24 protein-coding genes are annotated in these 25,216 nt (G+C 69.0%); 17 read left to right on the top strand and 7 right to left on the bottom strand.

Annotated features, from left to right (window positions below; genetic code table 11):
• Nucleotides 1-20 precede the first annotated feature (20 nt).
• The 4 genes from SY26_RS00510 to SY26_RS00495 all read right to left on the bottom strand — a co-directional run bounded on the left by SY26_RS00510 (nucleotide 21) and on the right by SY26_RS00495 (nucleotide 4,618).
• Nucleotides 21-701: a spermidine synthase gene (locus SY26_RS00510; protein WP_045998848.1), complete on the bottom strand. Its 681-nt coding sequence runs from the start codon at nucleotides 699-701 to the stop codon at nucleotides 21-23.
• Nucleotides 702-839: 138 nt separating this feature from the next.
• Nucleotides 840-3,038, bottom strand: a complete 2,199-nt coding sequence (locus SY26_RS21785; protein ID WP_052715059.1) for a methyl-accepting chemotaxis protein — start codon at nucleotides 3,036-3,038, stop codon at nucleotides 840-842.
• A 90-nt stretch (nucleotides 3,039-3,128) separates the two neighbouring features.
• On the bottom strand, nucleotides 3,129-3,650 hold the full coding sequence (locus tag SY26_RS00500) for a chemotaxis protein CheD (RefSeq protein WP_045998847.1): 522 nt from the start codon (nucleotides 3,648-3,650) through the stop codon (nucleotides 3,129-3,131).
• Nucleotides 3,647-4,618: a CheB methylesterase domain-containing protein gene (locus SY26_RS00495; protein ID WP_045998846.1), complete on the bottom strand. Its 972-nt coding sequence runs from the start codon at nucleotides 4,616-4,618 to the stop codon at nucleotides 3,647-3,649. Before SY26_RS00495 ends, SY26_RS00500 begins: the two co-directional genes overlap by 4 nt.
• Before the next feature lie 162 nt (nucleotides 4,619-4,780).
• On the opposite strand from SY26_RS00495, the gene SY26_RS00490 reads away from it, so the two are divergent.
• The 16 genes from SY26_RS00490 to SY26_RS00415 all read left to right on the top strand — a co-directional run bounded on the left by SY26_RS00490 (nucleotide 4,781) and on the right by SY26_RS00415 (nucleotide 19,583).
• Nucleotides 4,781-5,056: an STAS domain-containing protein gene (locus SY26_RS00490; RefSeq protein ID WP_042250649.1), complete on the top strand. Its 276-nt coding sequence runs from the start codon at nucleotides 4,781-4,783 to the stop codon at nucleotides 5,054-5,056.
• Nucleotides 5,053-5,421: a response regulator gene (locus SY26_RS00485; RefSeq protein ID WP_045998845.1), complete on the top strand. Its 369-nt coding sequence runs from the start codon at nucleotides 5,053-5,055 to the stop codon at nucleotides 5,419-5,421. The genes SY26_RS00490 and SY26_RS00485 overlap by 4 nt, the downstream gene beginning before the upstream one ends.
• 2 nt (nucleotides 5,422-5,423) lie before the next feature.
• On the top strand, nucleotides 5,424-7,505 hold the full coding sequence (locus tag SY26_RS00480) for a chemotaxis protein CheA (protein WP_052715058.1): 2,082 nt from the start codon (nucleotides 5,424-5,426) through the stop codon (nucleotides 7,503-7,505).
• 3 nt (nucleotides 7,506-7,508) lie between these two features.
• Complete coding sequence (locus SY26_RS00475) at nucleotides 7,509-7,979, top strand: chemotaxis protein CheW (RefSeq protein ID WP_042250654.1); 471 nt, start codon at nucleotides 7,509-7,511, stop codon at nucleotides 7,977-7,979.
• Nucleotides 7,976-8,848 carry a protein-glutamate O-methyltransferase CheR gene (locus SY26_RS00470; RefSeq protein ID WP_045998844.1) on the top strand — a complete coding sequence of 291 codons (873 nt, stop codon included), beginning with the start codon at nucleotides 7,976-7,978 and terminating at the stop codon, nucleotides 8,846-8,848. The genes SY26_RS00475 and SY26_RS00470 overlap by 4 nt, the downstream gene beginning before the upstream one ends.
• Before the next feature lie 10 nt (nucleotides 8,849-8,858).
• Complete coding sequence (locus SY26_RS00465; RefSeq protein ID WP_045998843.1) at nucleotides 8,859-9,248, top strand: response regulator; 390 nt, start codon at nucleotides 8,859-8,861, stop codon at nucleotides 9,246-9,248.
• The gene (locus tag SY26_RS00460; protein WP_045998842.1) at nucleotides 9,245-9,583 is read left to right on the top strand and encodes a hypothetical protein; all 339 of its coding nucleotides are present in this window, start codon (nucleotides 9,245-9,247) and stop codon (nucleotides 9,581-9,583) included. The genes SY26_RS00465 and SY26_RS00460 overlap by 4 nt, the downstream gene beginning before the upstream one ends.
• A gap of 128 nt (nucleotides 9,584-9,711) precedes the next feature.
• Nucleotides 9,712-11,412: an IucA/IucC family siderophore biosynthesis protein gene (locus SY26_RS00455; RefSeq protein WP_052715057.1), complete on the top strand. Its 1,701-nt coding sequence runs from the start codon at nucleotides 9,712-9,714 to the stop codon at nucleotides 11,410-11,412.
• Entirely contained in the window at nucleotides 11,402-14,119 is a 2,718-nt protein-coding gene (locus SY26_RS20130) for an IucA/IucC family protein (RefSeq protein WP_198143071.1), read from the top strand. The genes SY26_RS00455 and SY26_RS20130 overlap by 11 nt, the downstream gene beginning before the upstream one ends.
• Nucleotides 14,116-15,348 (top strand): DUF6005 family protein, encoded by a 1,233-nt coding sequence (locus SY26_RS21480; protein ID WP_052715056.1) that lies wholly within the window; start codon nucleotides 14,116-14,118, stop codon nucleotides 15,346-15,348. The genes SY26_RS20130 and SY26_RS21480 overlap by 4 nt, the downstream gene beginning before the upstream one ends.
• The gene (locus SY26_RS00440) at nucleotides 15,345-16,145 is read left to right on the top strand and encodes a sugar phosphate isomerase/epimerase (protein ID WP_045998840.1); all 801 of its coding nucleotides are present in this window, start codon (nucleotides 15,345-15,347) and stop codon (nucleotides 16,143-16,145) included. The genes SY26_RS21480 and SY26_RS00440 overlap by 4 nt, the downstream gene beginning before the upstream one ends.
• Before the next feature lie 84 nt (nucleotides 16,146-16,229).
• Nucleotides 16,230-16,715 carry an SspB family protein gene (locus tag SY26_RS00435; protein WP_045998839.1) on the top strand — a complete coding sequence of 162 codons (486 nt, stop codon included), beginning with the start codon at nucleotides 16,230-16,232 and terminating at the stop codon, nucleotides 16,713-16,715.
• A 4-nt stretch (nucleotides 16,716-16,719) separates the two neighbouring features.
• Complete coding sequence (locus tag SY26_RS00430; protein ID WP_045998838.1) at nucleotides 16,720-17,607, top strand: dihydrodipicolinate synthase family protein; 888 nt, start codon at nucleotides 16,720-16,722, stop codon at nucleotides 17,605-17,607.
• Between the two features lie 94 nt (nucleotides 17,608-17,701).
• Nucleotides 17,702-19,096: a class II fumarate hydratase gene (gene fumC, locus SY26_RS00425; protein ID WP_045998837.1), complete on the top strand. Its 1,395-nt coding sequence runs from the start codon at nucleotides 17,702-17,704 to the stop codon at nucleotides 19,094-19,096.
• A 65-nt stretch (nucleotides 19,097-19,161) separates the two neighbouring features.
• A complete protein-coding gene (locus SY26_RS00420; protein ID WP_045998836.1) occupies nucleotides 19,162-19,347 on the top strand; it encodes a DUF4169 family protein in 186 nt (61 codons plus the stop codon).
• A complete protein-coding gene (locus SY26_RS00415) occupies nucleotides 19,344-19,583 on the top strand; it encodes a ribbon-helix-helix domain-containing protein (protein WP_084693622.1) in 240 nt (79 codons plus the stop codon). The genes SY26_RS00420 and SY26_RS00415 overlap by 4 nt, the downstream gene beginning before the upstream one ends.
• Before the next feature lie 12 nt (nucleotides 19,584-19,595).
• Here the strand turns inward: SY26_RS00415 and SY26_RS00410 are convergent, their stop codons facing one another.
• From SY26_RS00410 to SY26_RS00400, 3 genes are all read right to left on the bottom strand, one after another.
• Nucleotides 19,596-21,239: a long-chain fatty acid--CoA ligase gene (locus SY26_RS00410; RefSeq protein WP_045998835.1), complete on the bottom strand. Its 1,644-nt coding sequence runs from the start codon at nucleotides 21,237-21,239 to the stop codon at nucleotides 19,596-19,598.
• 78 nt (nucleotides 21,240-21,317) lie between these two features.
• Nucleotides 21,318-21,701 (bottom strand): PaaI family thioesterase, encoded by a 384-nt coding sequence (locus SY26_RS00405; RefSeq protein ID WP_045998834.1) that lies wholly within the window; start codon nucleotides 21,699-21,701, stop codon nucleotides 21,318-21,320.
• 73 nt (nucleotides 21,702-21,774) lie between these two features.
• Entirely contained in the window at nucleotides 21,775-22,641 is an 867-nt protein-coding gene (locus SY26_RS00400; RefSeq protein WP_045998833.1) for an NAD(P)-dependent oxidoreductase, read from the bottom strand.
• 137 nt (nucleotides 22,642-22,778) lie between these two features.
• Between SY26_RS00400 and SY26_RS00395 the strand changes: the two genes are divergently transcribed.
• Nucleotides 22,779-25,196 carry a penicillin acylase family protein gene (locus tag SY26_RS00395; protein WP_045998832.1) on the top strand — a complete coding sequence of 806 codons (2,418 nt, stop codon included), beginning with the start codon at nucleotides 22,779-22,781 and terminating at the stop codon, nucleotides 25,194-25,196.
• Nucleotides 25,197-25,216 lie beyond the last annotated feature (20 nt).

Below are 25,216 nucleotides of genomic sequence, written 5' to 3'. Positions count from 1 at the left end.
GCCCCAACAGGGCGCGCGGTTCAGTCATCCCGCCGCACGCCGATCCAGATCACGTGCCGCGATCCGCGGCCCGACCCGCCGGCGCGCACCCCATGCGTGCTGACGGCAAAGCCGCACCCGGCCAGGCGTCGTTCGAACGCGGCGTCCGGCTCTGCCGACCAAACGGCCAGCACGCCGCCGGGCGACAGCGCGCGCCGCGCCGCCTGCAGACCGGCCGTCCCGTACAGCGCATCGTTCCCGGTCCGCGTCAGCCCGTCGGGACCGTTGTCGACATCCAGCAGGATCGCGTCGAACGCCGTCGTGGCCTGACGGATCTGCGCGCCGACATCGCCGATCCGCACCTGAACCCGCGGGTCGGACAGGCAGCCGCCAAAGACCGCCGCCATGTGCTGCGTCGCCCATCCGACCAGTTCGGGCACGATCTCGGCCACGATCAGCCGGGCCTGGGGGCTGGCCACGGCCTGGGCCGCGCGCAGGGTGAACCCCATACCCAACCCGCCGATCAGCACCCGCGGCGCGGGCCGGTCGGCCAGCCGGTCCAGCGCAAGCGTCGCCAAAGCCTCCTCGGACCCACCCAAGCGGCTATTCATCAGCTCGTTTCCGCCCTGCAGCCTGATCGAGAATTCGTCGCCCCGCCGCATCAGCCGCAGCGTGTCGCCATCCGGCGCGATCGCGCTGGCCAGTTGCACCCAAGGCAGCATGCCGATGTCCCATTCTGCGTAACCCGGTCCTGATCTAGCCGATCGGGGCCGTGCCGGAAAGGCACTTGGGCATGGCCGCAATGCGAAACCCGCGCCGACAGGATCGGCGCGGGTCGGACATGGTGCAGGTCGCTTCGGTCAGAACTCGAACATCTGGCCTTCGCCGCGGCCACCCACGACACGCAGGGGGACCGGTTCGACCACGGGAAGCGGCGCCGATGCACGTGTGCGGACCACCTCGGGCCGGCTGGTGCGGCTGCCGATCCGGAACCCGGCGATCTCGCGGATCAGATCCTCGGACCGCTGCTGCAGCGATGCGGCGGCGGCGTTGGCCTGTTCGGCCACGGCGGCGTTCTGCTGGGTCACTTGATCCAGCTGGTTCACGCCCGTGTTCACCTCGGCCAAGCCGATCGCCTGTTCGTTGGCCGCAAGCGAGATCGCGGTGATCTGTTCCGACACCTCATGCGCCTTGGACAGGATCTGGCCAAGGCTGTCGCCCGTCCGCCCCACAAGGGCGGACCCCGCCTTGACCTGCGATGCGGACTGCGAAATCAGCGACTTGATCTCCCGCGCGGAATCCGAGGCGCGCTGTGCAAGGCCCCGCACCTCTGAAGCGACGACCGCAAAGCCGCGGCCGGCCTCTCCGGCACGGGCGGCCTCGACGCCCGCGTTCAGCGCCAACAGGTTGGTCTGGAATGCGATGTCATCGATGACACCGATGATGCGGGTGATCTGGTCGGACGACGCCTCGATTCCGCGCATGGCGGTCACGGCGTCGCGCACGACCTCGGCGCTGGTTTCGGCGATGTCGCGGTTCTGACGGCTGGCCTGCTCGGCATTGCGCGCGCGTTCTGCGGTCGAGGTGACGCTGGCGTTCATCTGGTTCAGGGCCGCGGCGGACTGCTCCAGCGTAGCGGCCTGCGTCTCGGCCCGGGAGGCCAGGTCCTGCGCGGCAGAGGTGATCTCGCTTGCGCCACCCCGGACCTGATCGGCGACGTCAGTGATGCGGTTGATGGTGCCGGTCAGGTTCGCCACGACGCTGTTGAACGCCTCTCTCAGCCCGTCATAGCCGGCCGGGAACGGGTCCGACGGCGGGTTCGGGATCTGCTGTGTCAGGTCTCCCTGCGCCAGCCTGTCCAGCCCGGCACCGATGTCGCGCACGACCCGGGCCTGCTGGCGGGCCTCGATGTCGCGGGCGGCGGCAGCCTCGTTCTCAAGGCGGCGGGCCTCGTCGGCCAGGGCGCGCGCCTCGACTGCGTTCTGGCGAAAAATCGCCAGGGCCTGGGCCAGCTGTGCCAGCTCGTTGCGACCCTCGGTTCCGCGGATCTCGACGTCCAGATCACCCCGCGCCAACCGGTTGGTCTGGTCGACCGTCACCGCCAGGCGACGCCCCAGATCACGCGAGATCCATGCGGCAATGACTGCGCCGATCACGATCGTGGCCGCGACCCCTGCCAGCAGTGACATCACCGTGGCATCCATCACCGCCGCTGCCTCCTCCTCCAGCCGGGCAAGGCTGGACATGGCGTCGTCGCGGATCCGTTCGACGGCGGCCAGGACCTCGATCTCGGTCAGCGACAGCGTCGCCAGATGGTCGCGCACGACCAGCTCCAACGTCCGGCTCTGCTGCGCCATCGACCAGTATTCGTCGATACCGGACAGCGTGGTTGCCAGCAGCGTGCGCGCGTCACCGCCCATCACGCGGGGCTGCAGATCGGACAAGGCCTGCCGTGACCTTTGGAAGGGCGCGGCCGCGTCGTCGAAATCCTTGACGGCGCTGCCTTCCAGAAAGCGGTCGATGCGCACACGCGCGACCAGGAATTCGTTGGCGGCCTGCAGCGCGGCATAAGCCGCATCGCGATCACCACGCTGCTGGTACAGGGTCTGCAGCTGTTCCATGTTGCGACGGTGGGTAATGCCCAGTTCGCGCATCTGTGCCGTCAGCGCAGACAGCGGCTGGAAGCTGTCGAACAGCTGTTCGGCCTCGGTCACATGCCGCTCCTTCAGCGCGACCAAGGCCCCGGCATGCGGACTGCCCAGGGCCTGCGCCTTTTCCGCCAGCACCATGACCGAGGTCATGCCGTCCTGCACCCGCTGACGATCCGCATCCGAGGCCGAAACCATGAAATCGTCCAGCGCCAGACCGGCCTGGGCCACGCCGAAATTGATGTCCGCCGCCGCCAGCGCAAGCACCTCGGCATCATGGGCCTGGGCATCGATGGCCTGCAACCGGTCCATCCGGTTCCAGGTAAAGCCGGCAAGCACCGCCAGCATCAGCAGGATCAGGCCAAAGCCTGCCGCGATGCGCGTCGCGATGCGGGTATTCTTCATCATCATGTCTTTCTCCGGAACGGGGATGGCGAGGCGCCACGAGGGCGCATCGCGGGTCGATGTGTCAGTTGGGCCGCGGCTGTCGGCGGATGTCGGTCAGAAAAGTTCGACGTCGCCGCCACGCTGCGGCATCGGCTGTTCGCGAACGGGTGCGCGGGCCTCGCCCAGCAGGTGCAGCTGCACCCGACCGATGACGGGCCAGAACCGGATGCGCCGCGCCTGCGTGCCGCAGAGGTCGCTGGCGATCAGCGGAATGCCCTCGTCCTGCAGGAAGCGGCGGGCGGCGTCGGCATTGCGCTGGCCGATGTCGGGCAGGCCGGCCATCATCCGGGCGCCGCCGAACAGCTTGGCGCGCAGGCGGCTGCGCACGGCGCCGCGGCGCATCAGCCCGTTCACCAGAACCTCCATCGCGGCGGCCGCATAGCGGATGTCCGGACCGCCCGGCCCCGCATCGGGCAGCAGAAAGTGGTTCAGCCCGCCGATGCCCCGGTCCGCATCCATGATGCAGGCCGACACGCAGGACCCCAGGACGGTGGTCAGGATCGTGTCAGGATCGTCGCTGATGGCATGTTCGCCCTGAACGACATGAATGACGCGCGTCGCGGCATCGCGGATCATGACAGCCTCCGCAGGCGGGCGGGTTCCCGCGTCAAAAGCGTCTGGCCGATGCGCGTGAGGGGCAGCACGTCGATCGCACCGCCAAGCTCCACCGCGACGCGCGGCATGCCCCAGACGACGGATGTGGCACGGTCCTGGGCGATCGTGTGCGCCCCTGCCCGACGCAGCGCGCACATCCCCTGCGCGCCGTCGGCCCCCATCCCCGTCAGCAGCGCGGCACGGATGTCCAGACGATCGGCAATCGCCGCACCGTCGGAGAACAGCACGTCCACGGACGGACGGTGCCCGGACACGGGCGGGGTCGCGGACAGACGCGCGCGGGGTCCGCCCCGCAGGGTCACGCCCAGATGCCTGTCAGGCGCGGCGGCCAGATAGACGACGCCCCGACGCAGGGGCATGTTGTCCTGCGCCGCGACGACCTGCGGCGCCAGCAGTTGATCCAGCCGGCGGATCAGCCCTTCGGCAAAGCCCGGGCGAATATGCTGCACGATCATCGTCGGTGGACAGTCGGCGCGAAATCCGGCCAGCACGGCCTCCAACGCGGTGATTCCGCCGGTCGAGGCGCCCAGCAGGATCAGCCCGGCCGCCGCGTCCGTGGGTGGTACGGGGTCTGCGGCACGGATCGGTGCGGCGCGGGCGGGCTGCAGCCCTCCGAACAGGCGCGACAGCATCTGTTCCGGGCTGGACATCACCGGATATCCGCCCGCCGGCACACGCATCTGACCATAGATGACCACGCCCGCGTCGATCATCGTCAGGATGTCCGCCAATGCGTCGAATTCGATCGATTCGGCGAATTCGGCGGCCACGGCCACGCGGCGCGGCAGGTGCAGTTCGATCAGCACATAGGCCTCGCCGGGCGTGGTGGCGCCCAGCACGGTCACACCGCCCTGTTCCTCGCATCGGCGCAGCAGGGCGGTCAGGCGGGCGGGGTTCGGGTCAACGATCAGCAGGACCGGATTCGACACAGGGACACTCCTGGATGGGTCAGGGGACCATCGCCGGGAAAGATTAAAATATCGTTTCCCGTGAGAGACTTGCCGGACGCGAAATTAATCCATGGCAGCAATGGTTCCTTAACTCATGGCTGTTAGCGATGGGGACGCCGACGACAATACGAGGTAGTTGAGATGCATGCCCTGCCCCTGCCCGAGACGTTCGACCGCAAGGCCGTCTCTGCCTTTGCCCGCACCCTGCTGGACCATCGGGGCGCGGATGCGGTCCTGGATGCGTCCGGGGTCGCGCGCATGGGCACCCTTGCGGTCGAACTGCTGATCGCAGCGCGCAAGCAGTGGCAGGCCGACGGCAAGACGCTGTCGATCCGTGACGCCTCGGACCCGTTTCTGACCACGATCCAGGCTGTCGGCGCCTCGGTCCAGCTTCTTCAAACCGGGGGACCCGCATGACGACCCGTATCCTGGCGGTCGACGATTCGCCGACAATCCGCGCGCTTGTGTCCAAGGCCCTGCGCAATGCGGGCTTTGACGTGTTCCTGGCCGTGGACGGCGTGGACGGCGTCGGCGCGCTGAGCGAGGCCAATCCGCATCTGATCATCACCGACATCAACATGCCGCGCATGGACGGCTTCGGCCTGATCGAGAACGTCCGCGCGACCGGCGCCTATGCCGACGTGCCCATCCTGGTCTTGACCACCGAAAGCGGCGCCGACCTGAAGGCACGCGCCCGCAGCGCAGGGGCCACCGGCTGGATCGTGAAACCCTTCGAGGATGAGCGTCTGATCGCCGTCATCGACAAGGTCCTGGGGCGCTGACGATGGCTGACATGGACGAATTCCGCGACATGTTCTTCGTCGAATGCGACGAGCTGCTCGAGGTGCTGGCCACCGGCCTGCGCCAGATCGAGCAGCCCGGCTTCGACGTGGAAACGGTGCATGCCGTGTTCCGCGCCGTGCATTCGGTCAAGGGGGGCGCTGCCGCCTTCGGCCTGACCACGCTGGTCACCTTTGCCCACCGCTTCGAGACTGTGCTGGACCTGGTCCGGTCGGACCGGCTGGACGTGACGCCCCAGATCATGGCGCTGCTGCACCGCTGTTCGGACTGCCTGACGGACCTGGTCGCCAGCGCCCGGTCGGGCCGCGATACGGATCAGGCCCAGGTCGACGGGCTGATGACCGAACTGGCAGCCCTGATCGACACGGAAACCCCCGAGGAGACCGCGTTCGAGTTCACGCCGATCTCGCTGGACTTCGACATGCCGCTGTCCTTCGATCCGGTCCCGCCGCCGGCGTCGGGCCTGCTGGTCCAGATGACGCCCACCTTTCAGCTGTACCGTTCGGGCAACGATCCGATGGCCCTACTGAACGCCCTGCGCAAGCTGGGCGATGCGGACGTCCATCTGGACTGCGACGCGGTCGCTCTGCTGGAGGACTGGTCGCCCGAACAGCCCGCGCTGTCGTGGCGGGTCCGACTGACCGGCGCGGCAAGCCAGTCCGATGTCATGTCCGTATTTGAGTTCGTCGAGGATTGCTGCGCGCTGACGGTCCGCCCGCTGACCGAGGACGACCTGCCCGCGCCCACCCCCGAACCCGCAGCCGCGCCTGCAGACACCGCCCCCGTCGCCCAGATCGTCCGCGATGCCCCCACCACCGCCCCGCCGCGCGCGGTCCAGCAACAGGACAGCGCCCCGGCCGCACCGACCATCCGCGTGGCGCTGGACCGGGTCGATCGTCTGATGAACATGATCGGTGAACTGGTCATCAAGGAGGCGATGCTTTCCCAGGTTATCCAGACGGCGGGCCTGCACGAACAGCCCGACGTCGTCGCCGGCCTGGATGCGATCCGGCAATTGGCAAGCGACATCCAGGAAAGCGTGATGGCGATCCGGGCGCAACCGCTGAAGCTGGTGTTCCAGCGCATGCACCGCATCCTGCGCGAGGCGGCCGACGCCACCGGCAAGCCCGTCCGCATGATCACCATCGGCGAGCAGACCGAGGTCGACAAGACCATGATCGAACGCCTGGTCGAACCGCTGACGCACATGATCCGCAACTCGGTCGATCACGGGCTGGAGGACAGCGTGACGCGCCAGCGTCGCGGCAAGCCTCAGGAAGGCACGATCACCCTGTCGGCCGCCCATCGGTCCGGTCGCGTCCAGATCGAGGTGTCGGACGATGGCGGCGGCATCAACCGTGCCAAGGTGCGCCAGATCGCCGAGGATCGCGGCCTGATCGCGCCCGGCGCAAACCTGTCGCCCGCCGAGATCGATCAGCTGCTGTTCCTGCCAGGCTTCTCCTCCAAGGACGAAGTGTCGGCCCTGTCCGGTCGCGGCGTCGGCCTGGACGTGGTGCGCCGCGAGATCATGAACCTAGGCGGCCGCGTGATGATCCAGTCGACCGAGGGTCAGGGCACGACCTTCTCGATCGCGCTGCCGCTGACGCTGGCGGTCGTCGAGGGAATGCTGATCCAGCTAGGCGACCAGACGATGGTCCTGCCGATCACCGCGGTCCAAGAAACCCTGCGCCCCGAGAACACGATGCTGCACGGCGTGGGCCACGGATCGCAGCTGCTGTCCAACCGCGGAGAGCTGATCCCGATCATCGACCTGTGCACCAGCTTCGGCGTCACCCGGCCCGCGGAGGGTCCCGACACCGGCGTGCTGATCGTGGTCGAGACCGACAGCCGCAGGCGCGCGGCCTTCCGGGTCGACGCGATCTTCGATCAGCGGCAGGTGGTGATCAAAAGCCTGGAGCAGAACTATGGCCGCGTGCCGGGCGTGTCGGCCGCCACGATCCTGGGCGACGGAAAGATCGCCCTGATCATCGATCCCGAAGAAATCCTTCTTTCCATGTCCAACGACCAGGGCCGCCGCATGGCCGCCATGGCATCGAACGGGTGACGCATGCTGCAATCCATCTCGCATAATTCCGTCGGCAAAAGCGACGTCGTGGCCTTCAAGCTGGCCGACCAGGACTTCTGCATCGACATCGGCCTGGTCCGCGAAATCCGCGGCTGGACCCCCACGACCATGCTGCCCCACGCGCCTGACTACGTCAAAGGCGTGATCAACCTGCGCGGATCGGTCGTGACGGTCGTCGACCTGTCGGCACGGCTCGGCTTTGGCGCGGCGACGCCGTCCCACCGCCATGTCGTCATCATCGCGATGCATGCCGGGCGGATCGTGGGGCTGCTGGCGGACCTGGTGTCCGACATCCTGCCCATCAACGACGATCACATCCAGGCGGTGCCCGACATCGCATCGAACCCCGCGCGCGAGTTCATCGTCGGCATGATCACGCTGGAGGACGGACGCATCCTACGCAAGATCGATCTGGCGCAGCTGCTGCCCGCAGCCCACGGGGTCGACGCGTGAGAACGGCACCCCTTTCGGCCCCCACCCCCGCGGGGCCGGTCCTGACCGATGGACAATTCCGCAAGATCGCCGCGATCGTGCATCAGGACAGCGGCATCATCCTGTCGGAATCCAAGCGCAGCCTGCTGATGGCGCGCCTGAACCGCCGCCTGCGGGTCCTGACGCTGCCCGATTACGGTGCCTATTGCGATCGTCTGGAAGGGCCTGACGGACCGCAGGAACGCCGCCACCTGCTGTCGGCCATCACGACGAACGTCACGGCCTTCTTCCGCGAGAGTCACCATTTCCAGGCCTTGGCGCAGGAGGTCCTGCCCCCGCTGATCGCCCAGGCCCGCGCCGGACGGCGGCTGCGGCTGTGGTCCGCGGCCTCCTCCTCGGGCGAGGAGCCCTATTCGATGGCCGTGACGCTGCTGGACGCATTTCCCGATGCGGCGCAGCATGACGTTCTGATCCTGGCCACCGACATCGACCCCGAGATGGTGGACCGCGCCCAGCAGGGCCGCTTTGCATCCGATGCGCTGGCACCGGTCCCCCCTGCCCAGGTCAAGCGGTATTTCCAGCCCCATGCCGCGGGCTTCGAGGCCAAACCAGAGGTCCGGCGCATCATGCGGTTCGGCGAACTGAACCTGCATGACGACTGGCCATTTTCCGGCAGGTTCGACGTGATCTTCTGCCGCAACACCGCGATCTATTTCGACAGTGCCGCGCGCCAGCGCCTGTGGCTGCGCTTCGGTGACGCCCTGAACGAGGGCGGCGCGCTGTTCATCGGTCATTCGGAACGGCTGGACGGCCCGGCCGCGGGCCTGTTCGCCGCAACAGGCACAACCCAATACCGGCGCAATGTGACGCCGGCCTCTGCCAGGACGTGAAAGGGACAACATGGCACTGAAATCGAACCTTCATGTGATGGTGGTGGACGACATGACCATCAGCCGATCGCTGATCGAACAGGCGCTGGACTGGGCCGGCCTGGTCAACGTCCAATACGAGGCGAACGGAGAGACGGCGTTCCGCAGGCTGGCCGCGGCGCCCGTGCATCTGGTCATCTCGGATTACAACATGCCCGGAATGGACGGCCTTGGCCTGCTGGAGGCGCTGCGACAGAATCCCAGCACCCAGCGCATCGGCTTCATCCTGATCACCGGCACCGCCACGCGCGAGATGATCGAGCGGGGCCAACGCGCCGGCATGAACAACTTCATCGCCAAGCCCTTCACCAAGGAGGCGTTGCTACGCTGCATCGAATCGGTGACGGGCAAGCTGCAATGACGGCGACGCCCGATCCTTGCCTGAACGCGGCCCTGCATCGCGCCGCCGCCGAGGCGCATCGCATCGCCCAAGGCCTGGGGCGGATCGATGCCGCCCTGGGCGCGATGCTGCAGGTGACCGATGCGGCGGCCCAGTCACTGCAGGCCGCCGACCTGCTGCGTCAAGAGGTCGAGGGGCTGTCGCGGTTCCTGAGCGTGCTGGCGCAGCAGACCCCGCCGGGGCAGCCCTGCGACCTAGGCCAAGCGGCGGCTGGCTTGGATCTGCGGGCGCAGGCCGTTCGCCTTGGCGGCATGGCGCTGGCGGCCGACAGTACCCCGACAATCGACCTGTGGTAGCGGACGCGCCAATACCTGCACGTTCTTGGGATATACTTGACATAAATAATAAACAATAATAACCCACACCTTGCCAGCATCTGCCAGCCTCGTGATCCCACGGCCCATGGCCGCACTCCGAGGCGCAGATGACCTTTTCCGACCCTTGCCTGTTGGCTGTCCGTCATCCTGACCAAGCAGGTCCGGGGGCCGGCACCCTGCCCGATCCGTGCCCTGCGTCCGACGCGCAGGGCATTGCCGATCTGGCCAGCCTGCGCGCGCTGCTGATCTGCGACAGGCGCGAGCTGGGCGGCGGGTGCGATCTGGTCCCGGTCGCCGGCGGCTGGTTGGAAGTCGTGACCGATGCGCCGATGGCATCGGGCCTGCCGCGCATCCGCGGGCTGATCCGGCACGGGCCGGACGGATCGCGCCCCATCCACCCGGCCCTGGCGCTGTCGTTGATCCTGGATCGACTGACAGGCGATCACGGACCTGCAGGCGCCGCCTTGGCCCGCCGCGTGCAGGCCAGCCGTCATCGGATCGCCACGATCTGCGGACAGCGCCTGGCGCGGCCGCACCCGGCACCCGACTGGTTGACCGCCGAACAGGCGGTGATCTTTGGCCACTGGATGCATCCCTGCCCCAAGGCGCTGTCCGGCATGTCCCTGCCCGAGGAACGCGCGATGACCCCGGACTGGTGCGGCGCGTTGCACCTTGTCGGCCTGTCGGTCCGCAAAGACCTGATCGCAGGCACCGACCCTGACCGTGTGCGCGATCTGCCGGGCATGGATCTGGACCCCGGTCTCGGACGCATCCTGCTGCCCGCGCATCCGCTGACCTGGGACCGCGCCCGCCGCGATCCGGCCATTACCACGCTGCTGTCGCAGGGCGCCATCCGCGAGCTGGGACCGGTGGGTCCGGCATGGTGGGCGACATCCTCGGTGCGGACGTTGTGGCGCGGGGACAGCCCGTGGCAGGTCAAGGTGTCGCTGCCGGTCACCATCACCAACTCGCAGCGCGTGAACAAGCGTCACGAACTGCTGGCGGGCGCGACGATGTCGGCCCGCATCGGCGCGCTGCAGGGACGGTTCGGGCGGCTGCGGCTGATCGACGACCCGCATTGGCTGACCCTGGCCGTGCCCGGTCGCGCCGAATCCGGGCTGGAGGTGATCCTGCGCCGCAACCCGTGGCGCGGGGGACGCGGGGGGCAGGTGATGCAAGTCGCGGGCCTGGTCGCCGAACCTCTGCCGGGACGGCCGTCGATGCTGACGCAGGTCATGGCGGGTCACGACCCGGCCGCCTGGTTCGACGCCTATCTGAACTGCGCTGTCGCCCCCTTGCTACGCCTGTATGACGCCACCGGCATCGCGGTCGAGGCACATCAGCAGAACGCCCTGCTGGACCTGTCCCAAGGTGTGCCGCGCCGCTGCGACATCCGCGACAACCAGGGCTTCTATGTGGCCGACGACATGGCCTGCGCCACGCTGCGCGCCATTCCCAACCTGGTCTATCCGCGCGCCGAGGCAGAGGACGCGCTGACCTATTCGCTGATCGTGAACCAGGTGTTTGGCGTGGTCCACCGCATGGCGCTGGACGGGATCTGGCCAGAGCGGCGGGCGCTGTCCGCGCTGGCGGCCCATATTGGCGGTCTGACCCGCCTGCCGGGTCATGGCGGCGCCCTGGCCCGCCGCTGGCTGACGCAGCCGCATCTGCCCGCCAAGGGCAATCTGCTGACCCAGCTGGGCGGTGTGGACGAGCTGCTGATCCCCGGGGAACGCGCACCGATGATCCGCGTGCCAAACCCCCTGCCCGCGCTGGCCCATGCCGGGATGCTGTCCGATGTCGCCTGAGACCCGCGCCCTGCGCCAGACGATAGAGGCGCTGGCCTTTGAAGGCATCCTGCGCCCGGCGCAGGGCGGCTGGACGGTGGGTGACCTGGCCATCCGGGCGCCACATCGACTGCAGGCCAGCGGCCGTGTCAGGCTGCTGGACGACCCGCGCGATACCACCGGCGGATTGCTGAAACCGGACGACCTGGAACGCGCGCTGGCCAAGGCCGGCCACGATCCCGCGGCGCTGATGACCGCCATGCGGCGCAGCGCGCATTTCCTGCGCGCGGCGGGGCCGGTTCGCGACAACCGCCTGTCGCTGAAAGGCCCGGCGCTGGAGGCGAGCCTGATCGAGGGGCATCCCTATCATCCCGGCTTCAAGACCCGCGCCGGGTTTTCGGACGCCGACAATGCCGCCTTCGGCCCCGAAGGCGGCAGGACCATCGTGCCGGTCTGGCTGTCGGTCGACCCCGCAATCGTGACGCGTGCAGGAACGGACCCCGCGCAGGGCTGGGCGCCGCCGGGGGCCATCCCGGTCCATCCGTGGCAGTGGCGGTGCCTGCAACGTGACCCGGCGGTGCAGGCGCTGATGGCGCGCGGGGCCTTGCAGGCGCTGCCGGCGGAGGGGCCGCGGATGCAGGCCACGGCGTCGCTGCGCACATTGGCCGCCTGCGACGGGGGCGATCACCTGAAGCTATCGCTTGGCGTGGGGGTGACCTCCTCGGTCCGCGACCTGGTGCCGTGGTCGGTGGCGGTAGCGCCGGCCATCTCGGACTGGCTGGGGCGCGTGGTGGCGTCCGATCGGCACCTGGCCGGGCTGACGATCCTGCCGGAACATGGCGCGGCCATCGTCGCACGCGAGCTGCTGGGCGGCAGGCTGGCCGCGATCCGGCGCAGCCCCCCGCCCCCAGGTGCCATGCCCCTGTCGGCCCTGTCGCTGACCCAGTCGGACGGGCGCGCACTGATCGCGCCCTGGCTGGCCACGCATGGCACCCAGGCGTGGACCGCGCGGCTGCTGACGATCCTGCAACCCGTCTGGCGCATGATGACCCATCACGGGATCGCGCTGGAGGCGCATGGCCAGAACCTGCTGATCACCCATGACGGCGGCTGGCCGACCGGGCTGGTGGCCCGCGATTTCAGCGAAAGCCTGGAATACCTGCCGGACCGGCTGAGCCTGCCCGCCCCGGACCTTGCGGCCATCGAACCGGCGATGGCGGGGGCACCGGACGGCACCTATCACCGCATGGGCCGGGCCACCGACCTGCGCGATCTGGTGGCCGACTGTCTGGTTACCCACGTGCTGTCGGATCTGGCGGATCTGCTGCACCGCACCGGCCATCTGCCCGAAGCGATCTTCTGGCGGCTGGCCCGCGCCGCCCTGCCCCATGCCCCCAGCCTGCGCACCGACGCCGCGACGGTTCCGGCGGAAAGCCTGGCCGCGGGGCTGCTGGGCCGCACCGAAACCCACGCTGCGCCGAATCCGCTGAAGGAGCCCGCCATGACCTGCCTGTTCCACCTGAACGACACGCTGATCGATCCGTTCGGCCCGGACGCCCCCGACCTGCTGGCCGGCCGCGACCCCGACCGCACGCGCATCGCACTGTTGATGACTGACCGCGCCGCCTGCCTGACGCAGATCCTGCGCCTGCGGGATGCGGGCGCGTCCTGTCATCCGATCCACCCGGAAACGCCACCCGATCAGGCGCGCGATCTGGCAAGGCGGGCGGGCTGCGACCTGATGATGACCGATGAGGGTCTGCAGGGGTTGGGACAGGACGCGCCGCATGCGCCGGGTGGGGTGCTGATCCAGACCAGTTCGGGCACCACCGGCGCACCCAAGATCATCGCCCGCAGCTGGGCCGCCATCCAGACCGAGATCGACGCCTATCTGCACGCCTTTCCGCAGGCGGCCGGGATGACGCCGGTGATCGCGGCCCCGATCACCCACTCCTATGGACTGATCGCCGGGGTGCTGGTCGGACAGGCACGGGGACATGCTCCGGTGGTGCTGGACCACGCCAACCCGCGCGCCATCCTGCGCCAGCTGGCCCAGTTCCGCGATCCGCTGATCTATGCCGCACCGCCGCTGCTGCATGTGCTGGCGCGGTTGGCCGGGGCGCAGGAACTGCACGCGGTGATGTCGTCGGGGACGGTGCTGCCGCAGCCGTGGTTCGACGCGATCCGCGGGGCGGCGCGCCACCTGTTCCAGCAGTACGGCTGTTCCGAGGCGGGATGCCTGGCCATCGCCCAGAACCCCGACCGGCCCGAGGATATGGGCCTGCCCCTGCCGCATGTCCGACTGCAGGCCGGACGGGACGCACCCGGCCCCGTCTCCGTCCATGCCGCAGGCGCGACGGTGCAGACCGGCGATCTGGGCGTGATCGACGCCCGCGGCCACCTGATCTTTGCCGGGCGCCAGGCCGAGGTGATCGATGTCGCGGGCCTGAACGTCTATCCCGCCCAGATCGAGGCCGCGGCCCTGAGCCTGCCGGGCATCACCGACGCGGTGGCATTCGCCGTCCCGGACCCCGTCGCGCATCAGCGCCCCGCACTTGCCTATGCCGGCGACATCGCCGAGGCGCGGCTGGACGCCCATCTGGCGGCCCTGCTGTCGCCGCGCCAGCGGCCGGTGCGTCTGGTCCGCCTGCCAGCCCTGCCGCGTGGCGCGAACGGCAAGATCGCCCGCCGTGCCCTTGCCGAAACCCTGTCGGAGGCCCCCGCATGACCGACCCCCGCCCCATCCCCGCCCCGCAGGACATGCGGGACCGCATCCGCGCGATCCTGGCCGGTCCTATGGCCTGCCCGCGCATGGCGGCCTTTGGTCCCGACGCGCGGCTTGGCCATGACCTGGGCCTGGATTCGGTCGCCCTGATGACGCTGATGCTGCACCTGGACGAGGCGGGCATCACCATGGCCGAGGATACGTTCGACCGCGCCCCCGGAATGACCGTGCAGGCGCTGTCGATGGCGCTGGCGGGCGTGACCCCCGCACCCGATGAACCTGTCGACATCAAGGTCCATTGCGTCGTCAGCTGCCTGTGTCAGGCGCTGAAGGACCGCGGCGGGATCGACCACCGCCCGCTGTATCTGGGCCTGTGGGACGGGCAGGTGATCGTCGACGACAGGATGCGCCTGTCCTATCACGCGCCGGGGATCGATCACGGCTTCTATCTGCATTGGGCTGGTCGCCTGTTCGGCCTGCAGGTGACGCGCTGGCATGAGGATGCCGCGCCGGGTGCGCGGAACCTGGACCGCCTGCACGCCCTGCTGGCCGATTGGCAGCCCGGCCGCTACGTCATGCCGATGGTCGACATGGCGCTGCTGCCGCAACGCGACAACAAGTTCGCCCAGGCCAGCTTTCCCCACTATGCCCTGCTGGAGCCCACGGCGGACCCCGACACCTGGCTGATGCGCGACCCGGATTTCCGGTGGGAGGGGCCGCTGCCCGCCCGCGACCTGCGGGCGGCATTCCTGGCACCCACCGTGGCCGGGGGCTTTGCCTTCGACAATGCGGGCGCGCATCCCGCGGACGACGCGACCATCGCCGCGATGCACCACGCGACCTTCGACGCGCAGGCCGTGCCGCTGATCGACGCGATCCGCCGCATCGTGCAGGCCCATGTCGCCGACCTGCCGCGCGCCGACCTGGAACCCGCGCTGCGCGAACTGCCGGTCATCGCGATCCGCAAATACGCCTATGAGCACGCGCTGGCGATCTTCGGCGACATCGAGGGCGCCGATCACGACGCGTTCGAGGAATGCTGCGACCGGATCGCGGCGCTGCATGGCGGGCTGAACGCGGCCCATCTGCGCGCGGTGGCCTTTGCCCGCGGCGGCGACGGCGACGATCTGCTGCAGGTGCTGGCCGATCTGGACCGGCTGACCCTGCTGGAACAGGGCATCAAGGCCACCGTGGGCCAGTGGTTCGACCGCTGGCAGGGGGCGCGCGCATGAGGATCAATGCCTGTTCCGTGGCCTTCCGCCACCTGGACGTGACCGCCCGCGACCTGGCCCGCTATGTCGCCCGCGAAGGGTTCGACGGGCTGGAGATCTGGGCCCCGCATGCCCGCACGCTGGCCGTCGAATGGCGTGACCTGCCGCAGCGTCCCCCGGTGCCGATGCTGGCGGGCTATCTGCCCCTGGGCACTGCCGGTTTCAGCCGCGCCGACGCGGCCGACCTGCTGGACCTGACCCGGACCTGGGGCGCGCCACGGCTGCGGCTGTTCGCGGGGGGCGTAGGGCGCGATCAGGCGGGGGCGGACCAGCGCCGCGCGATCATGCGCGACCTGGGCACGACGGCCGACATGGCCCATGACCGCGGCCTGCGCATCGCGGTCGAGACGCATCCGCAGACCCTGGCCGACAGCCTGCCCGCGACCTTGGACCTGCTGGATGCGCTGGACCACCCCGCGGTCGGCGTGAACTTCGACGTGCTGCATGTGTGGGAGTCGGGCGCCGACCCCGTATCTGCATTCGCCGCGCTGCGCGAACATGTCGATCACCTGCACCTGAAATCCGTGACCGCGCGCGACCGCCTGTCGGTCTTTCACCCGGACAACGTCCACGATCCGCGCAGCAGCCGTGACGGCATGTGCCCGCTGCTGACGGGTGCCGTCGATTATGCGGCGTTCCTGCGCGTGGTGCCGGCGGGGATGGGTGCATCGCTGGAATGGTTCGGCCCAAAGCCCGCGGCGACCATGGCGGCCGATCTGCGCGCGTTGCGGCGGGACCTGTTGGACCGCGCGGCGTGAGGGGACGCGGAATCCACCTCCGCCCCCCTTTTCATCCCCGGTCATATCCCTATGCTTGCCGGCAAGAAAAGGTAGGGTGACGTCATGGCGCGATCGGGACTGGATTACGGCGGAATGATGCATCGCGCGATGCAGGGGCTGATCGCCGAGGTGCTGCGCCAGGTCGCCCGCGACGGTCTGCCCGGAGAGCATCATTTCTTCATCACCTTCGACACCCGCGACGACGGTGTCGAGATGGCGGACTGGCTGCGCGAACGCTATCCCGAGGAGATGACCATCGTCATCCAGCACTGGTTCGACAACCTGACGATCCAGCCCGACCATTTCACCATCACGCTGAACTTCGGCAACCAGCCGGAACCGCTGAAGATCCCGTTCGATGCGCTGCGCACCTTCGTGGACCCGTCCGTCGAATTCGGCCTGCGCTTCGAGACGCAGGACAGCGACGACGACGAGGATGAGGACGCCGAGGCCGACGCCGAATACCAGCTGGACGCCGAGGATGACGGCGACGACACGCCCCCGTCGGGCGGCGCCGATGTCGTGCGCCTGGACCGCTGGCGGAAATAGCGCCATGACCATGCGCGGCCTGTCGGCCTTTCCGATCACGCCGACCGACGCCGCGGGCCGTCCCCTGCCCGCCGACCTGCGCCGCCTGATCCTGCGCCTTGCGCGGGCGGGCGTGGACAGCATCGGCGTGCTGGGATCGACGGGCGGCTATGCCTATCTGGAGGCCGACCAGCGCCGGGAGGTGCTGGAGACCGCGCTGGACGCCGCCGGCGGCAGGGTGCCGGTGATCGCGGGCGTGGGCGCGTTGCGCAGCGACACCTCGGCCGCGCTGGCGCGTCATGCGGCAGATGCGGGGGCGACGGGCCTGCTGTTGGCCCCCATGTCCTACACCCCCCTGACCGAGGATGAGGTCTTTGGGCATTTCGAAACCGTCGCGGGGGCGTCGGACCTGCCGATCTGCATCTACAACAATCCATCGACCACGCATTTCACCTTTTCGCCCGCGCTGATCGCCCGGCTGGCGTCGCTGCCGACCGTCACGGCGGTCAAGATGCCGCTGCCCGCAGGCGGGGACTTCGCAGGCCAGATCGCGGCCCTGCGCGCCGATCTGCCGCCCGATTTCGCCATCGGCTACAGCGGCGACTGGGGCTGTCCCGACGCGCTTTTGAACCATGCCGACGGCTGGTTCAGCGTGGCGGCGGGCCTGTGGCCCGACCAGACGCTGACCTTGGCCTGTGCCGCCCGTGCGGGCGACCGGCCCGAAACGGCCCGCTGGCAGGCGCGGTTCCAGCCGATGTGGGACCTGTTCCAGGCCCATGGCAGCCTGCGGGTCGTTCATGCCTGCGCCCGGCTGATGGACCTGACCGACGCGCAGCCGCCCCGACCGATCCTGCCCCTGCCCGACGCGCTGACCCCGCGCCTGCGCGCGGCGATGCATGCGCTGGACGACTGAGCGCGCTGTTTGCGCCAGCATACCGTTGCATACGAATTGCGCCCGATGGCCCGGACCGCTACAACCCGCCACGAAACCGTGAGGGAGCGACCCGATGACCAAGACCCGCACCGAAACCGACAGCTTCGGCCCGCTGGAGGTTGACGCCTCGAAATACTGGGGCGCGCAGACGCAGCGTTCGATCATCAACTTCCCGATTGGCTGGGAACGCCAGCCGGTGCCGATCATCCGCGCCCTGGGCGCGATCAAGCTGGCCGCCGCGCGGGTGAACCGCGCCTCGGGCGACCTGCCCGCCGATCTGGCCGATGCAATGGAGCAGGCCGCGACCGAGGTGTTCCAAGGCAAGTTCGACGACAACTTCCCGCTGGTCGTCTGGCAGACCGGGTCCGGCACCCAGTCGAACATGAACGCCAACGAGGTGATCTCGAACCGCGCGATCGAGATCATGGGCGGAGAGATGGGGTCCAAGAAACCCGTCCACCCGAACGACCATTGCAACATGGGGCAGTCGTCGAACGACACCTTCCCGACCGCGATGCATGTGGGCATCGCCATGCTGGCGCGCGACACGCTGCTGCCGGGTCTGGAGAAGCTGGCCGCCGCGCTGGAGGCCAAGTCCGCCGAGTTCAAGGACATCATCAAGATCGGCCGCACCCACACCCAGGATGCGACGCCGCTGACCCTGGGTCAGGAATTCGGTGGCTATGCCCATCAGGTCCGCAAGGGGATCGAGCGGGTCAAGGCCTGCCTGCCCGACATCTATGAGTTGGCCCAGGGCGGCACGGCCGTCGGCACCGGCCTGAACACCAAGAAGGGCTGGGACACCGCCATCGCCGCGGAAATCGCCAAGATCACCGACCTGCCCTTCGTCACCGCGCCGAACAAGTTCGAGGCGCTGGCCGCCCATGACGCGATGGTCATGTTCTCAGGCGCGCTGAAGACGGTGGCCGGATCGCTGTTCAAGATCGCCAACGACATGCGTCTGCTGGGGTCGGGACCGCGTTCGGGTCTGGGCGAACTGATCCTGCCCGAGAACGAGCCGGGATCGTCGATCATGCCGGGCAAGGTGAACCCGACCCAGGCCGAGGCGCTGACCATGGTCTGCGCGCATGTGATGGGCAACGACGCCGCCGTGGGCTTTGCCGGGTCGCAGGGGCATTTCGAGCTGAACGTCTACAACCCGATGATGTCCTACAACGTGCTGCAATCCATGCAGCTTCTGGGCGATGCGGCCTCCAGCTTCACCGATAACATGGTCGTGGGCACTCAGGCCAACGTGAAGCGCATCGACCAGCTGATGCGCGAATCGCTGATGCTGGTGACGGCGCTGGCGCCCACCATCGGCTATGACAACGCCACCAAGGTCGCCAAGACCGCGCACAAGAACGGCACGACGCTGCGCGAGGAGGCCATCGCCCTGGGCTTCGTCGACGGAGAGACCTTCGACCGCGTCGTCCGCCCCGAGGACATGATCAGCCCCAAGGGCTGACCCTCTTGACCCAAGGCCGGGGGGCGCGCCACAGTGGCGCGCCCTTCGTCGTTTCACGGACCGCCATGACCCGCATCATCAACCTGCGCCAGGCCCGCAAGGCCCGTGACCGCGACGCCAGGCGTGCCAAGGGCGACGCGAACGCCGCCCTGCACGGAGAGGCCAAGCCGCTGCGCGACGCGCGCCAGGCCGAACGCGACCGCGCGGCCCGCGTGCTGGACGCGCATCGGCGCGACACGCCCGACGAATGATCGACCTGCCCGCCATGACGCCGCCGCTGAAGCGGTCGGTGACCATCGACGGGCACCGCACGTCGGTGTCGCTGGAAGATGCGTTCTGGAAGGCGCTGGCGACCCAGGCCGCGGCGCGCGACCTGACCCGCGCCGCCCTGATCGGACAGATCGACCATGCCCGCCCGCCGCAGATCGGGCTGGCCACGGCCCTGCGCCTTTATGTGCTGTCCACCCTGCAGGCGCAGGATCCCTGACCCGCCCTTGGGTCAGTCAGCCGCCTGGCCCCGCAGGTCGGGCAGGACGTGGTCGCGGAACTGCTCCCGCAGGGTCAGCTTGCTGATCTTGCCGGTCGCCGTCAGGGGCATCTCGTCGACATAGACAACGTCGTCAGGCAGCTGCCAGCTGGCCAGATGCGCGCCCAGATGGGACCGCATTTCCTCCAGCCCAGGTCGGGCGGCCCCCTTGGGCTTGATCACCAGCAGCGGGCGTTCATCCCATTTGGGATGGGGCAGCGCGATGACCGCGCATTGCGCCACGTCCGGATGGGCGACCGCCAGGTTCTCGACGTCGATCGAACTGATCCATTCGCCACCCGACTTGATCAGGTCCTTGGCCCGGTCGCGAAGCGTCAGGATGCCGTCGGCGCTGATCGAGGCGATATCGCCTGTCCCGAACCAGCCGTCGGCGTCGATCGCGCGCGCCGTCGCACCGGCATTGTCGTGATAACCGGCGGCCACGGTGTTGCCGCGCACGAACAGCTCTCCCATGGCTTGGCCGTCATGGGGCTGGCGCGTGCCCGCGTCGTCCACGATCTTCATCTCGACACCGAACACCCGCCGCCCCTGCGCCTGCTTCAGCGCCATGCGCTGGTCGAACGGCAGATCGCGCTGCGCCGGCGTCAGCGACCCCTGGCTGCCCAGCGGAGAGGTCTCGGTCATGCCCCAGGCGTGGTTCACGTCGATGCCCAGACGTTCGAAGCCCTCGGTCAGGCTGCGGGGCATCGCGCTGCCGCCGACGACGATGTGGCGCAAGTTTGCGGGCTTGGCCCCGCGGGACTGGATCTCGGCGAACAGCCCCTGCCAGATGGTGGGCACGCCCCAGGCGCTTTCGACGCCCTCGGCCTGGCACAGGTCCCACAGGCTGGCTCCGTCCAGCGCCGGGCCGGGCATGATCAGGCTGGCCCCGATCAGCGGGGCCGTGAAGGGCAGACCCCAGGCGTTGACGTGAAACAGCGGCACCACCGGCAGGATGCGGGGCTGCGGTCCCAGGTCCGGGCCCAGCACCGCCGCAGTGGCCAGCGCGTGCAGCATGTTCGAGCGGTGCGAATACAGGACGCCCTTGGGATCGCCCGTCGTCCCGGACGTATAGCACAGGCCCGATGCGGTCGTTTCCGGAAAATCCGGCCAGACCCGGTCGGTCGGCTGCCCCGCCAGCAGGTTCTCATAGCACAGCGCATCCAGCGTCGTCTGCGGCATGTGCGCCGCGTCGGTCATGACGACATAGCGCATGGGCGGCAGGCGGTCCTGCAGCTTTTCCAGCAGCGGCACGAAGCTCAGGTCGGTGAACAGCAGCCGGTCGCCCGCGTGATGCGCGATGAAGACCATCTGGTCGGCCGACAGCCGCGGGTTGATCGTGTGGCAGACCGCCCCGATGGACGGCACGGCGTGATAGATCTCCAGATGGCGGTGCCCGTTCCAGGCCAGCGTCGCGACCCGGTCGCCGGGCGCCACGCCCAAACCCTCCAGCGCGAAGGACAGCTGGACCGCGCGGGCACGGGTCTGGACCCAGCTCTGTCGGTGCAGGTCTCCCTCGACCCGGCGCGACACGATCCGCGCTTCGGGAAAGCTCTCGGCGGCGAAGTCCAGAAGCCCGCTTTGCAGCAGCGGGCGGTGCATCATCAGACCGTCCATGACGTCTCCTCCATCATGGCGCCATGATGACGCGATTGCCGGGCGTTTCAACCCGCCCGGCGCGATGGTGCCGCAGGGTCAGCGGGCACTGACATGGGTCGAGGTCAGGTCCAGCAGCACCGCCCCGTCCGCATCGGTGACCTGCGTGCGCACGGTCGAGATGCGACGCCCGCGGCGCATCCAAGATGCCAGCGCGGTCAGAACCCCGTCACGGCGGTTGGTCAGCAGCTGGGCGTTCAGCGTGATCGCCACGGGAAAGTTGTCCATGCCCTCCTGCGGCTGCTCTCCGCCCAGGACCAGGTTCGTCGCGACCACGTCCGCGAACCAGACCAGCGCACCCGCATGGATGGTTCCGAACGGGTTCAGGATGCCCGCGGTCACGGTCATCTCTCCGGTGGCTTCCTGCTCGTTCACGCCGGTGATCTCGAACTCGATCTGTCCGGCAAGGCTGTGATCCGCCATCCCCCAAGTCCCTTCGTTAGAGGCGGACATCCCGCCTTTTGTCGTTCCCCGTCCCTAGCGGGTCACCCCGTCCCTAGCGGGTCAGCCGCGCGATCAGGGACGAGGTGTCCCACCGGCCGCCGCCCATCGCCTGCACGTCCTTGTAGAACTGGTCGACCAGTGCCGTGACCGGCAGCGCCGCGCCCAGCTGGTCCCCTGCCTGCAGGCAGATCGCCAGATCCTTCCGCATCCAGTCGACAGCGAATCCGTGTTCGAATTCGCCGCGATGCATGGTCGCATGACGGTTGACCATCTGCCAACTGCCGGCCGCACCCTGACTGATCACCTCGACGACATCGGCCACGTCCAGCCCCGCCTTCTGCGCGAATGCCAGCGATTCCGACAGCGCCTGAACCAACCCCGCGATCGCGATCTGGTTGCACATCTTGGTCATCTGTCCCGCGCCCACATCGCCCATCCGGCGACAGATCTTGGCATAGGCATCGATGACCGGCGCGGCGCGATCGAAATCCGCGACCGTGCCCCCGCACATGATTGACAGCTGGCCGTTTTCGGCCCCCGCCTGACCGCCGGATACGGGTGCATCGACATAGCCGATGCCCGCCTCTGCCGCCGCCTGCGCCAGCTCCTCCGTCACCTTGGCCGACACCGTCGTATGATCGACGAAGACCGCACCCTGCGCCATGCCCGCGAATGCCCCGTCGGGCCCCAGGCATACCTGGCGCAGGTCGTCGTCATTGCCCACGCAGCACATCACCAGATCCGCGCCCTGCGCCGCCTCGCGCGGGGTCGCCGCAGAGGCGCCGCCGTGCCGGCCGACCCAGGCCTCGGCCTTGGCCGGGCTGCGGTTGAACACCGTCACCTGATGTCCCGCTGCGGCCAGATGCCCGGCCATCGGAAAGCCCATCACGCCCAGTCCCAGAAACGCCGTCTTGGCCATGCAAATCTCCCTCGGGTCGCTGCCCGTCGCGCGGGGGTGCGTTGAAATGCCCGCGCGCCTGTCCTATGCAACACACCACCATCCATGCGCCGCAGGGTCAACCCGTGCCGCGCCCCCGGCCAAGGACCTGCCCGCACATGCTGACCTTGTTTCGCTGGCTTCTGCGGCTGACCATCGCGCTGATCGTCCTGGCGGTCCTGTCCGCCGTGCTGGTCTGGTATTTCGCCGTGCGGTCCCTGCCCGACTATACCGCCAGCTATCCGGTGACGGGCATCACCGCCCCGGTCGAGATCGTGCGCTCGACCGAGAATGTGCCGCACATCTTCGGCAAGACCGACGCGGACGTGTTCTTTGCCCTGGGCCTGGCCCATGCGCAGGACCGGCTGTTCCAGATGACTCTGCTGCGCCGCGCGGCGCAGGGCCGGCTGGCCGAGGTCCATGGCCCTCGCGCCCTGCCCGCCGACGACCTGATCCGCAGGCTGGGCCTGCAGCGCGCGGCCCAGGCTTCGCTGGAGGTGCAGGACGATGACACGCTTGCGGCGCTGCAGGCCTATGCCGACGGGGTGAACCAGTGGATCCGCATCGTCAACGACGGTGCGATGGGGCGCGGCGCGCCCGAATTCTTCCTGTTCCCGGATGTCATCACCTTCTGGCAGCCCGCCGATTCGCTGGCGATCCTGAAGCTGATGGCGGCGGCCGGAACCGATTCCGCGGGAGAGGAGATCCTGCGCGCCCGGCTGGCCCTGGCCTGGCCCGAACGCGGCATGCAGATCGTCGACCGGGCCGGCATACCTGCCGCCCTGCCCGACTATGCGGGGCTATTTCCCGGTGCGCGCCTTGGTGCGCCCGAACGGCGCCTGGACCCGCAGGCGGATTATGACCCGCTTGGCTTCCTGCGCCCCGAACAGGCGCTTGGCGGCAACGCCTTCGGCGCCGAGGCACAGCGGACGGCCGCGGGGGCCGCGCTGCTGGCCAACGACCTGCATGCCGGGCTGACGGTGCCGTCGCTGTACTATTTGGCACGGTTGGAGCTAAAAGGCGGCGGGGTGATCGGGGCCACGGTGCCAGGCATGCCGCTGGTCCTGTCGGGGCGCAATCCGACGCTGTCCTGGGCGCTGACGCCGCTGGACCTGGACGTGGCCGACATCGCCATCGAGGAGGTCCAGCCCGGCAACACCGACCGCTATCGCGGCACGCAGGGCTGGACGGAGTTCCAGACCCGGACCGAGGTGATCCGCGTTCTGGACGCGCCCCCCCAGACCATCACCCTGCGGGAGACGCAGAACGGTCCCGTCGTTCCCGGCTTGGACCCGGGTCTGCGCGACGTGACGCCCATCGGGCATGTCCCATCGCTGCGCTGGACGGGGCTGTCGCAGCGCGACCGCACGATGTCCGCGCTGATGGCGCTGATGCGGGCCGGCGACGCCGATCAGGCGACCCGCGCCCTGGCCGACGTGGTCGCCCCGGCGCTGGACGTAACCCTGGCGCAGGGAGAGATCGTCACCCGGCTGGCCGCAGGCGCGGCACCCCAGCGGGCCGACGACCATCCGACCAAGGGCGCGTTGCCCTCGCCCGGCTGGCTGACCGAAACCGCATGGCAGGGCACCGTGTCGCTGGCGACCCAGGCGCGCCGCCCGCAGGACGGGCTCGCCCTCGCGACGGAGGAGCCGGACGCCGATGGGCTGCGCCATGACCGGCTGTCCGGGCTGCTGGGCGGGCGCGAGGTGCATTCCCGCGACAGCTTCATCGCCGCACAGCTGGACGTCGTCAGCCCTGCGGCCCGCGCCCTGCTGCCGTTGGTGGGGGCGAACCTGTGGTTCACCGGCGATCCGGCGGCGCCCGGCACCCCGGAACGCCAGCGTCAGGACGCCCTGACCCTGCTGGCCGAATGGGACGGCGCCATGAACGAGCATCTGCCTGAACCCCTGATCTATGCCGCCTGGATGGGCGCGCTGCAGGACCGTCTGGTCCGGGATGAGCTGGGGCCGCTGGCCGACGACCTGATCCGCCTGCAACCGCATTTCATCGACGCGGTGTTCCGCGATCGCGACGGTGCCGCCGCCTGGTGCGACGTGGTCCAAAGCGCCGCGACCGAGGATTGCGCGACCATCGCCCGCCAGTCGCTGGACCGCGCCATCCTGGACCTGACCGCCGAATACGGTCCCGACGTGACCAGCTGGCGGTGGGGCGACGCGCATCAGGCGCGTCACGTGCATCCGGGCTTGGGCGCCCTGCCCGCGCTTGGCTGGATCATGAACATCACCCAGTCGATCTCGGGCGGAGAGTTCACCGTGGCCCGCACCGGCATGATCGGCACCGGCGACGACCCCTATCAGGCGATCGGCGGGGCCGGCTATCGCAGCGTGATCGACCTGGCGGACCCGGACAGTTCGGTGTTCATCACCTCGACCGGACAGTCGGGTCATCCGCTGTCGCGCCATTACGACGACCTGGCAGGCCTGTGGCGGCGAGGCGAATACATCGGCATGTCGCTGGACCCCGACCTGGCCCGTGCCGCGGCCGCGGGCATCACCACGCTGACACCGGCCGACTAACGAAAAAAAAGGGGGGCAAA

This window comes from Paracoccus sp. 228 (assembly GCF_000967825.1).
In the GTDB taxonomy this organism is placed as follows: Bacteria; Pseudomonadota; Alphaproteobacteria; order Rhodobacterales; family Rhodobacteraceae; genus Paracoccus; species Paracoccus marcusii.
Note: the sequence above shows the minus strand (reverse complement) of the source record. Positions and strands in the feature narration are given on the sequence as shown.

Excerpts from the sequence above, each read along its gene's own strand:
- SY26_RS00510 (WP_045998848.1), bottom strand. The coding sequence starts at position 701 with ATGCTGCCTTGGGTGCAACTGGCCAGCGCGATCGCGCCGGATGGCGAC.
- SY26_RS21785 (WP_052715059.1), bottom strand. The coding sequence starts at position 3,038 with ATGATGATGAAGAATACCCGCATCGCGACGCGCATCGCGGCAGGCTTT.
- SY26_RS00500 (WP_045998847.1), bottom strand. The coding sequence starts at position 3,650 with ATGATCCGCGATGCCGCGACGCGCGTCATTCATGTCGTTCAGGGCGAA.
- SY26_RS00490 (WP_042250649.1), top strand. The coding sequence starts at position 4,781 with ATGCATGCCCTGCCCCTGCCCGAGACGTTCGACCGCAAGGCCGTCTCT.
- SY26_RS00485 (WP_045998845.1), top strand. The coding sequence starts at position 5,053 with ATGACGACCCGTATCCTGGCGGTCGACGATTCGCCGACAATCCGCGCG.
- SY26_RS00480 (WP_052715058.1), top strand. The coding sequence starts at position 5,424 with ATGGCTGACATGGACGAATTCCGCGACATGTTCTTCGTCGAATGCGAC.
- SY26_RS00475 (WP_042250654.1), top strand. The coding sequence starts at position 7,509 with ATGCTGCAATCCATCTCGCATAATTCCGTCGGCAAAAGCGACGTCGTG.
- SY26_RS00465 (WP_045998843.1), top strand. The coding sequence starts at position 8,859 with ATGGCACTGAAATCGAACCTTCATGTGATGGTGGTGGACGACATGACC.
- SY26_RS00460 (WP_045998842.1), top strand. The coding sequence starts at position 9,245 with ATGACGGCGACGCCCGATCCTTGCCTGAACGCGGCCCTGCATCGCGCC.
- SY26_RS00455 (WP_052715057.1), top strand. The coding sequence starts at position 9,712 with ATGACCTTTTCCGACCCTTGCCTGTTGGCTGTCCGTCATCCTGACCAA.
- SY26_RS20130 (WP_198143071.1), top strand. The coding sequence starts at position 11,402 with ATGTCGCCTGAGACCCGCGCCCTGCGCCAGACGATAGAGGCGCTGGCC.
- SY26_RS21480 (WP_052715056.1), top strand. The coding sequence starts at position 14,116 with ATGACCGACCCCCGCCCCATCCCCGCCCCGCAGGACATGCGGGACCGC.
- SY26_RS00440 (WP_045998840.1), top strand. The coding sequence starts at position 15,345 with ATGAGGATCAATGCCTGTTCCGTGGCCTTCCGCCACCTGGACGTGACC.
- SY26_RS00435 (WP_045998839.1), top strand. The coding sequence starts at position 16,230 with ATGGCGCGATCGGGACTGGATTACGGCGGAATGATGCATCGCGCGATG.
- SY26_RS00430 (WP_045998838.1), top strand. The coding sequence starts at position 16,720 with ATGACCATGCGCGGCCTGTCGGCCTTTCCGATCACGCCGACCGACGCC.
- fumC (WP_045998837.1), top strand. The coding sequence starts at position 17,702 with ATGACCAAGACCCGCACCGAAACCGACAGCTTCGGCCCGCTGGAGGTT.
- SY26_RS00420 (WP_045998836.1), top strand. The coding sequence starts at position 19,162 with ATGACCCGCATCATCAACCTGCGCCAGGCCCGCAAGGCCCGTGACCGC.
- SY26_RS00415 (WP_084693622.1), top strand. The coding sequence starts at position 19,344 with ATGATCGACCTGCCCGCCATGACGCCGCCGCTGAAGCGGTCGGTGACC.
- SY26_RS00410 (WP_045998835.1), bottom strand. The coding sequence starts at position 21,239 with ATGGACGGTCTGATGATGCACCGCCCGCTGCTGCAAAGCGGGCTTCTG.
- SY26_RS00405 (WP_045998834.1), bottom strand. The coding sequence starts at position 21,701 with ATGGCGGATCACAGCCTTGCCGGACAGATCGAGTTCGAGATCACCGGC.
- SY26_RS00400 (WP_045998833.1), bottom strand. The coding sequence starts at position 22,641 with ATGGCCAAGACGGCGTTTCTGGGACTGGGCGTGATGGGCTTTCCGATG.
- SY26_RS00395 (WP_045998832.1), top strand. The coding sequence starts at position 22,779 with ATGCTGACCTTGTTTCGCTGGCTTCTGCGGCTGACCATCGCGCTGATC.